The following is a 13,901-nucleotide window of genomic DNA, read 5'->3' on the forward strand; positions in this document are numbered from 1 at the left end:
GCCGGAAGCCCACTCGAAGAAGAAGGAACACCGACATGATGAAGAAGATCTGCCGTTACCTCAGCCCGCTGCTGATCGCCGCCCTGGTGCTTGGCAGCCTGCCGGTCGCCGCCGCCCCCGCACCTGCCGGCGGCATGATCACCACCCAGGACGCCCTCGCCGCGGAACGCACCCAGTCCGATCGCGAGCGGATTCACGCCGTGCTGGCACGTGATGACGTGCGTGAGCAGTTGGTCGCCCAGGGGGTGGACCCCGCCGAGGTCGAGGCTCGTGTCGCCGCCCTCTCCGATGCCGAGGCCGCCCAGATGGCCGACCAGCTCGACCAGATGCCCGCCGGGGCCAGCGTGGTCGGTGCGCTGTTCGCCGTCTTCGTGATCCTGCTGGTGACCGACATCCTCGGTCTGACCAACGTCTTCCCCTTCACTCGCTGATTGGGTGCCAGCATGTTCGACTGCCTTGTACGGCAGCCGACCAGCGACAGGAACGCCCGCCCAGCGGGCGTTCTTGCGTTGGTGCTGATGCTGCTGATGCTCGCCGGCTGTGCGGCGACACCGCGACTCGATGACGCCACCCGCGAGGCCGTGGCCCCCCGGGTGCTGCTCGATGACGTCCCCTTCCATGGCCAGCGCGACTACCAGTGCGGGCCCGCCTCCCTGGCCATGACGCTACAGCACACCGGGGTGGAGACCGGCGTCGACGCCCTCATCCCCCAGGTCTTCACGCCCGGCCGCGAAGGCAGCGTGCAGCCGGAGATGCTGGCCACGGTGCGCCGCCATGGGCGGATTCCCTTCGTGATCGAGGGGCGCCTGGATGCCCTGTTGACGGAGCTCGATGCCGGCCACCCCGTGGTGGTGATGCAGAACCTGTCACTGCCCGCCTGGCCGCTGTGGCACTATGCCGTCGCCATCGGCTACGATCTGGAGGCGCAGGAGATGATCCTGCACAGCGGCATGGAAGCGCAGCGCGTGGAGTCCTTCCGTCCCTTCGACGCCACTTGGGCGCGCAGCGACCGCTGGGCCTTCGTCGCTCAGCCACCGGGCAAGCTGCCGGCCACCCTCTCCCCCCAGGCCGCCCTGCAGGCCATCGGCGACTTCGAGGCGGTCCGCGGGACCGCGGCGGCACTACCCGCCTGGGAGGCGCTCGTCCGACGCTTCCCGGGTCACGCCATGGCTCACTTCGCGCTGGGCAATGCCCGCCACAGCGTCGCCGACCTCGAGGGCGCCATCGACGCCTTCCGGGAGGCGGTCGCGGCGGATGCCACCCTCGCCCCGGCCTGGCTCAACCTGGGGTTCGCCCTGGAGTCGGCGGGACACAGGAGCGAGGCGCTCGACGCCTTGCGGCATGCCGCGGCACTGCCGGGGCGCTGGCAGGGGCGCAGCCGCGAGGCGCTCGAGCAGATGGAGGAGAAGACGACATGAGCTACCGCATCGTAATCAAGGGCGTCACCCAACCCGCCGAACCAGCGGACGGCGCACGGGTGCTGGTCGACCGACTGTGGCCCCGCGACCGCTCGCGGGAGGCGCTGGCGCTAGACGACTGGTATCGCGACGCCTCGCCTAGCCCTGCACTGCACCGCCAGTGGCGCCAGGGCGAGATCAGCGACGGCGTCTTCGCCGTGCGTTACCGCGGTGAGCTGCGTGACCACCCCGAGCGGCTGGTGCCGCTGATGCGCCAGGTCCGTCAGCGTGGGGCGCTTACCCTGCTGACCGCCGAGCGCGAGCCGGAGAGCTCACCCTTGCCAATCCTGCGCGACTGGCTGCTCTTCGTGCTGTGCGAGGAGGACGCCTCCGACATCGAACCCGCCTCGCCGCCCTGCTACGCCCATGAGCTGGGCGACGGGCGGAGGTCATGAGACCCAGGACACCCCGCAACGAGACGGCCCCCGGTCGCTTACGCTACCGGGGGCCGAGCGCCTGAGCAGGCGGAGGCAACGACTCAGCGACGGGTCGCATCATACCCCAGGTCGGCACCGCGACTCTCGTCGCTGCGACGCCGCGCGTTGCTGGCCTTGCGGTTTTCCTCCTCGCAGACTTCATCCTTGCCACCGCAGATCTCACAGCCGTCCTTGAGGCCGAGCTGGTTGAGCCCACCGCAGGAACCGGCGATGGGCTTGCGGCCCATGATCACGCCCACGGCCATGGCGGCCATGATCAACAACATGAAGGCAAAGGCAATAAGCCAGATAGTCATCAGGATCTCCCCTTGTGTGGGTACCCCGGTATGCACGGGGCAAATTCCCGGATTCGTCGCTTCCTATGCACTACGGACACTGCCGGACGCTGGGCGTTCCGGGAGGTGGCCGAGCGATACAACCGATACCGATACAGGCACAGATACCGATACAGGTACAGATACAACGAGGGCCGGCCCGCTGGCCGGCCCTCGCTGCCGCCTGATGGCGAGAGGCATCATCCGCCGAAGTCGTCCAGCAGGATGTTCTCGGGCTCCACCCCGAGATCGAGCAGCAGCTTGATCACGGAGGCGTTCATCATGGGCGGCCCGCACATGTAGTACTCGCAATCCTCGGGCGCCGGATGGTCCTTGAGGTAGTTCTCGTAGAGGACGTTATGGATAAAGCCGGTGGGGCCTTCCCAGTTGTCCTCAGGCTGGGGATCGGAGAGCGCCAGGTGCCAGGTGAAGTTGTCGTGCTCCTCGGCCAGCTTGTCGTACTCCTCGTTGTAGAACGTCTCGCGCCAGGAGCGCGCGCCGTACCAGAACGTGATCTTGCGCTTGGAGTCGAGGCGCTTGAGCTGGTCGAAGATATGGCTGCGCATCGGCGCCATGCCGGCACCGCCACCGACGAAGACCATCTCCGCATCGGTGTCCTTGGCGAAGAACTCGCCGAAGGGCCCCATCACGGTGACCTTGTCGCCCGGCGTGAGGCTAAACACGTAGGTCGACATCAGCCCCGGCGGATGGTCGGTGTTGGGCGGCGGCGTGGCGATCCGGATATTGAACTTGAGGATGCCCTTCTCTTCCGGGTAGTTCGCCATCGAGTAGGCACGAATGACCTCCTCGTTGTTCTTGTGGGAGACGTTGAACAGGCCGAACTTCTCCCAGTCACCCCGGTACTCCTCCTCGATATCGAAGTCCTTGAAGGCGATATCGTAGGGCGGCGCCACCAGCTGCACATAGCCGCCGGCACGGAAGGCAACTTCTTCGCCTTCGGGCAGCTTGAGGTTGAGCTCCTTGATGAAGGTGGCGACGTTGGGATTCTTGATGACCTCGCACTCCCACTTCTTGACGCCGAAGACCTCCTCGGGCACCTCGATCTTCATGTCCTGCTTCACCGGCACCTGGCAGGAGAGACGCCAGCCGTCCTTCTTCTCGCGCATGGTGAAGTGGGCTTCCTCGGTCGGCAGGATCGACCCGCCGCCCTCTTCGACGCGACACTTGCACTGGGCGCAGGAGCCGCCGCCGCCGCAGGCGGAAGAGAGGAAGATACCGTTGGCGGCCAGGGTGTTGAGCAGCTTGCCCCCGGCCTGGGTGGTGATGGTGTTCTCGGGCTCGCCGTTGATCTCGATCTGCACGTCGCCGGTGCTGACCAGGCGGCTGCGGGCGGCCAGGATCACCGCCGTCAGACCGATGATGATCACGGTAAACATGACCACACCGAGCAAGATGACTGATGTATCAACCATGTCGGTTTCCTATTGCTAGACGTTGTCGGGTACCCGGCGCCACCGGCGCCGGGGCCTCAAGACGGCTCAAAGTTGGATGCCGGAGAAGGACATGAAGCCCAGCGACATCAGACCCACGGTGATGAAGGTAATGCCCAGGCCCTGCAGTGAACCCGGCACGTCGCTGTACTTGAGCTTCTCGCGAATGCCGGCCAGGGCGGTGATCGCCAGCGCCCAGCCGGTCCCCGCCCCGAGGCCATAGACCACGGACTCGCCGAAGTTGTAGTTACGCTCGACCATGAACAGCACGCCACCCAGGATGGCGCAGTTCACGGTGATCAGCGGCAGGAACACGCCCAGGGCGTTGTAGAGCGCCGGCACGTACTTGTCGAGGAACATCTCCATGATCTGCACGATGGCAGCGATGACGCCGATGTAGCTGAGCAGGCCGAGGAACGAGAGGTCGATATTCTCGGCGCCGCTGATGCCGGTCCAGGAGAGCGCCCCTTCCTTGAGCAGGAAGCTATAGACCAGGTTGTTGACCGGCACGGTCACCGTCAGCACCACCACCACGGCAATCCCCAGGCCGATGGCGGACGACACCTTCTTGGACACGGCGATGAAGGTACACATGCCGAGGAAGAACGCCAGGGCCATGTTCTCGACGAAGACCGAGGCCACGAATAGGCTCAGATAGTGTTCCATGTTATACGGCCTCCTTGGGTTCGGTATTGCCCCTGATCTTGAACTCGTTCTCCTCGACCTGCTCCGGGTTGAGGCTGCGCAGCGCCCAGATGATCAGGCCGATGATGAAGAAGGCCGACGGAGGCAGCAGCAGCAGGCCGTTGGGCACATACCAGCCGCCGTTCTGCACGGTTTCCAGCACGGTCACGCCGAACACGCTGCCCGAGCCGAACAGCTCGCGGAAGAAGCTCACCGTCATCAGGATGAAGCCGTAGCCCAGGCCGTTACCGATACCATCCAGGAACGACAGCTTGGGGCTGTTCTGCATGGCGAAGCCTTCGGCACGCCCCATCACGATGCAGTTGGTGATGATCAGACCGACGAACACCGAAAGCTGCTTGGACATCTCGTAGGCGTAAGCCTTGAGGATCTGATCCACCACGATCACCAGCGAGGCGATGATGGTCATCTGCACGATGATACGGATGGACGACGGGATATGGTGACGGATCAGCGACACGAACAGGTTCGAGAAGGCCGTCACGAAGATCACCGCGATCGTCATGACCAGCGACACGCTCATGCTGCTGGTCACCGCCAGGGCCGAACAGATCCCGAGGATCTGCAGCGCGATGGGGTTGTTCTTGAAGATTGGCGTCGTCAGGACGCCTTTGGGGGTCGGTTCAGACATCGTCAGGCTCCTTCGGTCTCATCGGTCTCGGGGGACGCCGCCTCGACTTCCTGCGGTGACACCCCTGCGCGGAACTTGGCCAGGTATTCACCGAAGCCGTCCGGGCTCAGCCAGAACTGGACGAGATTGGTCACTCCCTTGCTGGTCAGCGAGGCACCGGACAGCGCATCGACCTCAGTCTTTTCGCTGGCCCCGCCCTTGACCAGGGAGATGGCCGGTTGAATGCTGTCGGCATCGGCAAAGATCACCTTGCCTTCCCACTGGGCTTTCCAGCGCGGGTTGTCGACCTCCCCCCCCAGCCCCGGCGTTTCGGCGTGGGAGTAGAAGGTAATGCCGTTGATGGTGTTGCCGTCGCCCTGGACCGAGAGATAACCACGCATCAGGCCCCACAGGCCCTGGCCGCGCACCGGCAGAATGATCTGATCGGGATCATCCGGGTCACCGACCAGATAGACAGTGCTGTGGCTCTCCTGGCGCGATAGGCCGGCGATATCCTTCTCGCCGGACAGCGTGCGGGACTGCGCCGGATCCTTGGCGGCCTCGAAGCTGTTGAAGGTCTGGGCGTCATACTCGTCGGAGTACTCGCCGGTCTCGAGGTTGACCACGCGCGGAGTGATCTCCTCGCTGTAGGTCGCCTCGATGTCGACCCCCTCCTGGTACAGGTCCGCCACGGCCAGGATGTTGGACTTGCGGTCCAGCTCCTGATTGAGCTGCTGCTGAGGACGCAGCGCCACGGCGGCGGTAGACACGATGACCGAACACACGATGCAGAGTGCGAACGCCACCGTCAGGATCTTCTTGATGGAGTTGTTGCTCTGTGCCATCAGACAGTCTCCTCGGCCGGCACATCGGTGCGCTTGAGTCGGCGCTTGATGTTGGCCTGAACAAAGATGTGGTCAATGAGCGGCGCGAACAGGTTGGCGAACAGGATCGCCAGCATGATGCCCTCGGGGAAGGCCGGGTTCACGACGCGGATCAGCACGGTCATGACGCCGATCAGGGCGCCGAAGATCAGCCGTCCCTGGTGGGTCATGGAGGCGGAGACGGGGTCGGTGGCCATGAACACCATGCCGAACGCGAACCCACCCAGCACCAGGTGCCAGTACCAGGACATGGCGAACATCGGGTTGCTGTCGGAGCCGATCAGGTTGAACAGCGCGCTGGTGGCCACCATGCCCAGGAAGACGCCGAGCATGATTCGCCACGAGGCGATGCCGGTCCACAGCAGCACCACGGCGCCGATCAGGATCGCCAGGGTCGAGGTCTCACCCACCGAACCGGGGATGAAGCCGAGGAACGCATCCCACCAGCTGAACTGCTCGGTGAGCACGGCCATGCCATCCTGGAAGGCGATCGACAGCGCCGTGGCGCCGGTGAAGCCATCGGCCGCCACCCACACCGCATCACCGGAGATCTGCGCCGGGTAGGCGAAGTAGAGGAAGGCGCGGCCGGTCAGGGCCGGGTTGAGGAAGTTCTTGCCGGTACCGCCGAAGATCTCCTTGCCGATCACCACACCGAAGGTGATGCCCAGCGCCACCTGCCACAGCGGGATGGTGGCGGGCAGGATCAGCGCATAGAGTACGGAAGTGACGAAGAAGCCCTCGTTGACCTCGTGACCACGCTTGATGGCGAACAGCACTTCCCAGAAGCCACCGACCACGAAGGTCACCAGGTAGATGGGCAGGAAGTAGGTGGCACCCAGCACGAAGTTGGCCCACAGGCTGTCCGCATTGTGACCGGAGGCCAGGAGCATCATGATCGCCTCGCGCCAGCCGGCCATGGAGGCGTAGCCGTCGGCGATGGCCGTGTTGGCCTGCCAGCCGGCGTTCCACATGCCGAAGAACATCGCCGGGAAGGTACACAGCCAGACGGTGATCATGATGCGCTTGAGGTCGATGCCGTCACGCACGTGGGCGGTGGTCTTGGCGACATCCGGAGGCGCATAGAAGATAGTATCCACCGCTTCAAAGAGCGGGTAGAACTTCTCGTACTTGCCACCCTTGTGGAAGTGCGGCTCGAGATTGTCGAGTGTCTGTCGAATACCCATCATCAGGCCTCTTTCTCGATCGTGGTGAGGTTGTCACGCAGGATGGGACCATACTCGTACTTGCCGGGGCACACGTAGGTGCACAGCGCGAGGTCCTCCTCGTCCAGCTCCAGACACCCGAGCTGCATGGCGGTCTCGATATCGCCGACGATCAACGAGCGCAGCAGCTGCGTGGGCAGGATATCCAGGGGCATCACCTGCTCGTAGGCGCCCACCGGCACCATGGCGCGCTCGGAGCCGTTGGTCGAAGTGGTCGGCGCATAGTCCTTGAGGCCGGTCAGCTTGGAGAGATAGATACCGAGCACCGAGTGGCGGTTCTTGCCCGGGGAGAGCCAACCCATGAAGGCACGCTTGTTGCCCTCCTCGAGCAGGCTGACCTGGTTATGGAAGCGGCCCAGGTAGCACAGGCTGCCCTCGCAGGTGAAGCCGGAGAAGACCGAGCCAGAGATGACGCGGGTGTCATTCGGCTGTACCACCTCGCCGGCGAGGAGCTCATCGGTGCTGGCGCCGATCCGGGTCCGCAGCAGGCGCGGTTTCTCGGCGCGTGGGCCACCCACGGCCAACACCCGACTGACGTCCAGGCGTCCCTCGGCGAACAGCTTGCCGAAGGCGATGACGTCCTGGTAGCCGATGTGCCAGACGCGCTTGTGCAGGGCGACGGGCGAGAGATGGTGAATATGGGTGCCCACCAGGCCGGCCGGGTGCGGCCCGGCGAAGGTCTGGGCCTGGACGCCGTCGAGATTGCCACCGGGGATGCTGCTATCGGGGCCGCTGCACAGGTAGACCTTGCCCTCGGTCAGGCGGGTCAATACCTTGAGGCCATCCTCGAAGGCCTGGGTCTGCTCGTTGATCACCTTGGCGGGATCAGCGGCTAGCGGATGGGTATCGATGGCGGTGACGAAGATATCGGCGGGCACGCTGTCGATGGCCGGGGTGCGCGAGTAGGGACGAGTACGCAGGGCGGTCCACAGGCCCGATTCGACCAGCTGGTCCACCACCACCTGGCGCTCGAGGCCGGCCAGCTTGTCGCGGCCGTGGGCGGTGAACTCGACGGCCTCCTCGGAGTCAGCGACCTGGATCACCACCGAGAGCAGGCGGCGCTTCTCCCCGCGATTGATGGCCACCACCTCACCGGCGGCCGGCGCCGTAAAACGTACGCCGTCGATTTTCTTGTCGGTGAAAAGCAGTTGGCCAAGCTTGACGGTATCTCCCTCCTTGACCTCCATGGTCGGCTTCATGCCGACGTAGTCGGTGCCCAGGACCGCCACGTGACGCACCGGCCGCGCATCCTCGATACGCTGCTCGGGCGCTCCCGTGATGGGGAGATCCAGGCCTTTCTTGACTTCGATCATAGTCTCGCCCAGTTGATGGATCGGAAAAAGGTAAGGAAAGGGCCGCGAGGCACGCCCGGCCCACCCTGAAAATCCACTCGATTATAAAGAGAAGGCAAGGGGATGGCCACCTGAGCAAAGGTCGCAAGCGGTGATCTGACGCAAGGGAAAGGGTGTCGCAGGGGGGGCTTCAAAGCTGCAAGCTGCAAGCTGCAAGCTGCAAGCTGCCAGCTGCCAGCTGCCAGCTGCAAGCTGCAAGCTGCAAATCAGCAGCATGCTACCGATCAGGCAAAAACAAACCCCGCGGCCATTCAGCCTGCGGGGTTCCTTGTAGCTCGTCCCTTGTAGCTTGTAGCTCGGCCTAGGCGCTGGCGCGCGGCAGTTTGAGGAAGCTGACGTTGGACATGTGCTGCAGGATGCGGATCACCTGACAGCTGTAGCCGAACTCGTTGTCGTACCAGACGTAGAGCACGGCGTTCTTGCCGTTGGCAATGGTGGCCTTGGCGTCGACGATGCCGGCATGGCGGTTACCGACAAAGTCGGTGGAGACGACCTCGGGAGAGTCGACATAGTCGATCTGCTTCTGGAACGGGGAATCCAGCGACATGTGACGCAGGAAGTCGTTGAGCGCCTCGGCGTCGGTCGCCTTCTCCAGGCGCAGGTTGAGGATCGCCATGGAGACATTGGGTGTCGGCACGCGGATGGCGTTGCCGGTGAGCTTGCCGGCAAACTCCGGCAGCGCCTTGGCGACGGCCTTGGCGGCACCGGTCTCGGTCAACACCATGTTGAGTGGGGCACTGCGGCCGCGGCGGTCGCCCTTGTGGTAGTTGTCGATCAGGTTCTGATCGTTGGTGTAGCTGTGCACCGTCTCGACGTGGCCATGCTCGACGCCGAACTCGTCGTTGAGCACCTTGAGCACCGGCACGATGGCATTGGTGGTGCAGGAGGCCGCGGAGATGATGCCGTCGTCGTCGCTCAGGTCATCATGATTGATGCCGTAGACGATGTTCTTGATATCACCCTTGCCCGGCGCGGTGAGCAGCGCCTTGGCCACGCCCTTGCACTGCAGGTGCTGGCCGAGGCCGGCCTCGTCACGCCAGATACCGGTGTTGTCGACCACCACGGCGTTGTCGATGCCGTATTCGGTGTAGTCGACATCGGTCGGGGAGTCGGCGTAGATCACCTGGATGACGTTGCCGTTGGCAGTGATGGTACGCGCCTCGGCATCGACGCTGATGGTACCGTCGAAGGGGCCGTGAACGGAGTCGCGACGCAAGAGGCTTGCGCGCTTCTCGAGGTCCTTGGCGATATCACCGCGGCCACGTACCACGATGGCGCGCAGGCGCAGCAGGTTGCCGCCACCGGCCTTCTCCACCAGCACTCGGGCCAGGATGCGGCCGATGCGACCGAAACCATAGAGGACCACGTCCTTGGGCTCGCCGTTGCCGGCATTGGGGTTGTGCGCGTCGACGATCTCGGCGAGCTCCTCGCGCAGGAAGGCCACGGCATCGCCGCCGCCCCGCTTCTTGAAGGCCACGCCCAGCTTGCCCACGTCGACGTGGGCCGGCCCCAGGTTGAGCTCGGTCATCGCCTTGACCAGCGGATAGGTATCCTGCACGGAGAGCTCGGTTCCCTCCACCTTCCGCACGAAGCGGTGATCCTTCAGGATACGGATCACGCTGCGATTGAACAGCGAGCGCCCATAGAGGGTGGTGACCACGTTGTTGTGACGGTAGAGGCTACCGATCATCGGGATCATCTGCTCGGCAAGCGCCTGGTTGTCGTGCCATTCCTGAAAGACGGTATCGGAGGGGTGCTGACTCACGTGTGGCCTCACTAGTGGGATCTAAGGATTCCCGGCCATTATCCCGGGGCCGGGTTCCTGCGGCAATCGCTGGATGGTCGCAGCCGCTGTAGGGGGATTACAGGAACCGGCGCTTGACTACAAGAATCCGAAGGGCTGGTATGATGGCGGCCCGCGAGGAACCACACAGGATCCGTCGGGCCGCGCCCGTCGACAGCCCAACAGACACCATGCCGACATTCTCTCCGCTCGACCCACCGCGCCCCCAGGGGGTGCGCGAGACACGCTACTGGCAGATGCCCCAGGGGAGCGCCGCGGCGCTGGCGCTGGCGCACCTGGCCAGTGATGCTCCACTGCTGGTGATCACCGCCGATACCGCCCAGGCGCTGCGCCTGGAGAACGAACTGCGCTTCTTCAGCGGGGTACCGGTGCTGCCCTTCCCCGACTGGGAGACCCTGCCCTACGACAGTTTCTCCCCTCATCAGGACATCGTCTCCTCGCGGCTGCGTACCCTGCGCCGCCTGCAGGATGGCGAGCACGGCATCGTGCTGGTACCGATCAACACCCTGATGCAGCGCCTGGCGCCTGTGGAGTACATCGCCGGGCGGGTCCTGACCCTGGAAGTGGGCCAGACCCTGGACCGCGAGGGCTTTCGCGCCACCCTCTCCCGCGCCGGCTACCGGGCCGTGGAGACGGTCTACGAGCCCGGTGAATACGCCCTGCGTGGCGCCCTGATCGACCTCTTCCCCATGGGGGTGGAGGCGCCGCTGCGCATCGACCTGTTCGATGACGAGGTCGACACCCTGCGCACCTTCGACCCCGACACCCAGCGCAGTGCCGAGAAGGTCGAGCGCATCGAGCTACTGCCGGCCCACGAATATTCGCTGTCTCGCGGCGCCATCGCCTGCTTCCGCGAGGGCTTCGAGACGCTGTTCGATGTCGACCCGCGCCAGTGCCCGCTCTATGTGGACGCCCTCAAGGGCATCCCCTCCCCCGGCCTCGAGCAGTACCTACCGCTGTTCTTCGAGGAGACGGCCACCCTCTTCGAGCACCTCGCCGCAGGCACCCGGGTGGCGCTGCTGCCGGGGTGCCTCGCCGCCGCCGAGCACCACTGGGCCTCCATCGAGAGCCGCTTTGAAAACCTGGGGGTCGACCCCACCCGGCCGCTGCTGCCGCCCCATCGCGCCTTCGTGCCGGTGGCCGAGCTATTCGCGGCGATCAAGCGCCATCCACGGGTCGAGCTGACCGAGGCGAGCGAGCATCGTCACGCCCTGGCGCCGGCCACCCTGGCGCCACCCGACGTGGGCATCAATGCCCGGGCCAGGGAGCCGCTGGCCCCCCTGTCTCGCTTCCTGGCGACGCGCGGTGACACCCGGGTGCTGTTCGTGGCGGAGTCCCGCGGCCGCCGGGAGGCGCTCGAGGAGGCCCTGGCGCCGCTGCGCCTGGAGCTGCCCCACGTAGACGACTTTACCGACTTCCTCACCTCCGAGCTCCCCCTCGCCATCACCGAGGGCGAGCTCGAGGCGGGATTGTGGTTGACCCACCCCGAGCTCGCGGTGATCAGCGAGTCCGAGCTCTACGGCGAGATAGTGCGCCAGAGCCGACGCCGCGAGAAGGCCACCGATGCCGACGAGCTGGCCATCCGTCACCTCTCCGAGCTGCGACCGGGCGCCCCGGTGGTCCATCAGACCCACGGCGTGGGTCGCTACCGGGGGCTGGAGACCCTGGAGGCCGGCGGCCAGGCCGCGGAATTCGTGACCCTCGAGTACGCCGACGGCGCCCGGCTCTATGTGCCGGTGGAGAGCCTGCACCTGATCTCACGCTATGCCGGCGCCGACGATGAGCTTGCCCCGCTGCATCGGCTGGGCTCCGAGCAGTGGCAGAAGGCCAGGAAGAGAGCCGCCGAGAAGATCCGCGACTCCGCCGCCGAGCTGCTCGACATCTATGCGCGCCGCGAAGCCCGCCAGGGGTTCGCCTGTGCGCCGCCGGACGTCGAGTACTCGCGCTTCGCTGCCGCCTTCCCCTTCGAGGAGACCCCCGACCAGCGTGCCGCCATCGACGCGGTGATCGCCGATATGACCGCCCCCCGCCCCATGGACCGGGTGGTGTGCGGTGACGTGGGCTTCGGCAAGACCGAGGTGGCCATGCGTGCCGCCTTCCTGGCGGTCCACTCCAGCCGCCAGGTGGTCGTGCTGGTGCCCACCACGCTGCTGGCCCGCCAGCACTTCGAGAACTTCCGTGACCGCTTCGCCGATACCGCGGTCAATATCGAGCTGATCTCGCGTTTCACCGCCGGCAAGGGGCAGGCCGAAACACTGAAGCGCATCGAGGAGGGCCAGGCGGATATCGTCATCGGCACCCACAAGCTGCTCTCGAAGTCCATGCGGCTGCCGAAGATGGGCCTGCTGATCATCGACGAGGAGCACCGCTTCGGGGTGGCCCAGAAGGAGCGCCTGAAGAGCCTGCGTGCGGAGGTAGACATCCTCACCATGACCGCCACGCCGATCCCGCGCACGCTGAACATGGCGATGAGCGGCATCCGCGACCTCTCGATCATCGCCACCCCCCCGGCGCGCCGCCTGTCGGTCAAGACCTTCGTTCAGCGCCGCGAGGAGGCAGTGCTCAAGGAGGCGATCCTGCGCGAGATACTGCGCGGCGGGCAGGTCTACTACCTGCACAACGAGGTCAAGACCATCGAGACCGCCGCCGAGACGGTGCGCGAACTGGTTCCCGAGGCCCGGGTCGGGGTGGCCCACGGCCAGCTGCCCGAGCGCACCCTGGAGCGGGTGATGTCGGACTTCTACCACAAGCGCTTCAATGTCCTGGTGTGCTCGACCATCATCGAGACCGGCATCGACGTGCCCAGCGCCAACACCATCCTCATCGAACGTGCCGACAAGTTCGGCCTGGCACAGCTGCACCAGCTACGCGGCCGGGTCGGACGCAGCCACCACCAGGCCTATGCCTACCTGCTCACCCCGCCACCGAAAGCCATGACCCGTGACGCGATCAAGCGCCTGGAGGCGATCGGCGCCGCCGAGGAGCTCGGTGCCGGCTTCACCCTGGCCAGCCACGACATGGAGATTCGCGGCGCCGGCGAGCTGCTCGGTGACGAACAGAGCGGACAGATCGAGGCGATCGGCTATGGCCTCTACATGGAGATGCTCGACCGTGCCGTAGCGGCCATTCGCGCCGGCAAGACGCCCAATATCGAGGCCCCGCTGGATGAGGGCGTCGAGATCAGCCTCACCCTGCCGGCCCTGATCCCCGACGACTACCTCCATGATGTCCAGCAGCGCCTGGTGATGTACAAGCGCATCGCCAGCGCTGCCGATGAGGCCGAGCTCAAGGAGCTGCAGGTAGAGATGATCGACCGCTTCGGGCTGCTGCCGGGACCGCTGAAGACCCTGCTGCGCCAGACCCGGCTTCGCCAACGTGCCGAGCGCCTTGGCATCAGCCGCCTCGAGGCGGCCTCCGAGCGCGGCCGTGTCATCTTCGGCGCCCATACCCGCGTCGACCCATTGACCCTGGTGGAGCTGATCCAGCGCGACCCGCGGCACTATCGCCTGGATGGCGCCGACACCCTGCGCTTCGAGGCCGCCATGGACAGCGAGGAAGCGCGCTTCCAGGCCGTGGAGCAATTGCTCGAGACATTGAACCGCAAGGCCCAGGCGGCATGACCTCGGCACCCGCCGACATCCACGATCATGCCTGCATGACTGGC

Annotated in this window: 12 protein-coding genes; 4 read left to right on the plus strand and 8 right to left on the minus strand. The window is 65.4% G+C overall.

Features of this window, described 5'->3' with window-relative positions; translation table 11 throughout:
* Positions 1-38 precede the first annotated feature (38 nt).
* Genes NFH66_RS10345 through NFH66_RS10355 form a run of 3 tightly spaced genes read left to right on the plus strand, consistent with a single transcriptional unit; the run spans position 39 to position 1,852 of the window.
* The gene (locus tag NFH66_RS10345) at positions 39-431 is read left to right on the plus strand and encodes a PA2779 family protein (RefSeq protein ID WP_349611711.1); all 393 of its coding nucleotides are present in this window, start codon (positions 39-41) and stop codon (positions 429-431) included.
* Positions 432-443: 12 nt separating this feature from the next.
* Positions 444-1,418, plus strand: coding sequence for a PA2778 family cysteine peptidase (locus NFH66_RS10350; RefSeq protein WP_349610228.1), 975 nt, complete (start codon positions 444-446; stop codon positions 1,416-1,418).
* Entirely contained in the window at positions 1,415-1,852 is a 438-nt protein-coding gene (locus tag NFH66_RS10355; RefSeq protein ID WP_349610229.1) for a DUF488 domain-containing protein, read from the plus strand. Before NFH66_RS10350 ends, NFH66_RS10355 begins: the two co-directional genes overlap by 4 nt.
* A gap of 83 nt (positions 1,853-1,935) precedes the next feature.
* On the opposite strand, the gene nqrM is transcribed toward NFH66_RS10355, so the two are convergent.
* The 8 genes from nqrM to NFH66_RS10395 all read right to left on the minus strand — a co-directional run bounded on the left by nqrM (position 1,936) and on the right by NFH66_RS10395 (position 10,198).
* Complete coding sequence (gene nqrM / locus NFH66_RS10360; protein ID WP_349610230.1) at positions 1,936-2,190, minus strand: (Na+)-NQR maturation NqrM; 255 nt, start codon at positions 2,188-2,190, stop codon at positions 1,936-1,938.
* A 218-nt stretch (positions 2,191-2,408) separates the two neighbouring features.
* Complete coding sequence (gene nqrF / locus NFH66_RS10365; protein WP_349610231.1) at positions 2,409-3,641, minus strand: NADH:ubiquinone reductase (Na(+)-transporting) subunit F; 1,233 nt, start codon at positions 3,639-3,641, stop codon at positions 2,409-2,411.
* Positions 3,642-3,707: 66 nt separating this feature from the next.
* The gene (gene nqrE, locus NFH66_RS10370) at positions 3,708-4,325 is read right to left on the minus strand and encodes an NADH:ubiquinone reductase (Na(+)-transporting) subunit E (RefSeq protein WP_349610232.1); all 618 of its coding nucleotides are present in this window, start codon (positions 4,323-4,325) and stop codon (positions 3,708-3,710) included.
* Between the two features lies 1 nt (position 4,326).
* Entirely contained in the window at positions 4,327-4,995 is a 669-nt protein-coding gene (locus tag NFH66_RS10375; RefSeq protein ID WP_349610233.1) for an NADH:ubiquinone reductase (Na(+)-transporting) subunit D, read from the minus strand.
* 2 nt (positions 4,996-4,997) lie between these two features.
* The gene (locus NFH66_RS10380) at positions 4,998-5,819 is read right to left on the minus strand and encodes a Na(+)-translocating NADH-quinone reductase subunit C (protein WP_349610234.1); all 822 of its coding nucleotides are present in this window, start codon (positions 5,817-5,819) and stop codon (positions 4,998-5,000) included.
* Entirely contained in the window at positions 5,819-7,045 is a 1,227-nt protein-coding gene (locus NFH66_RS10385; RefSeq protein WP_349610235.1) for an NADH:ubiquinone reductase (Na(+)-transporting) subunit B, read from the minus strand. The genes NFH66_RS10380 and NFH66_RS10385 overlap by 1 nt, the downstream gene beginning before the upstream one ends.
* Positions 7,045-8,394, minus strand: a complete 1,350-nt coding sequence (locus NFH66_RS10390) for a Na(+)-translocating NADH-quinone reductase subunit A (protein ID WP_349610236.1) — start codon at positions 8,392-8,394, stop codon at positions 7,045-7,047. Before NFH66_RS10390 ends, NFH66_RS10385 begins: the two co-directional genes overlap by 1 nt.
* A 340-nt stretch (positions 8,395-8,734) precedes the next feature.
* On the minus strand, positions 8,735-10,198 hold the full coding sequence (locus tag NFH66_RS10395; protein WP_349610237.1) for a glyceraldehyde-3-phosphate dehydrogenase: 1,464 nt from the start codon (positions 10,196-10,198) through the stop codon (positions 8,735-8,737).
* 209 nt (positions 10,199-10,407) lie between these two features.
* On the opposite strand from NFH66_RS10395, the gene mfd reads away from it, so the two are divergent.
* Positions 10,408-13,857, plus strand: a complete 3,450-nt coding sequence (gene mfd, locus NFH66_RS10400) for a transcription-repair coupling factor (RefSeq protein WP_349610238.1) — start codon at positions 10,408-10,410, stop codon at positions 13,855-13,857.
* Positions 13,858-13,901: the final 44 nt, after the last annotated feature.

This window comes from Halomonas sp. H10-9-1, assembly GCF_040147005.1.
Taxonomy (GTDB): domain Bacteria; phylum Pseudomonadota; class Gammaproteobacteria; order Pseudomonadales; family Halomonadaceae; genus Halomonas.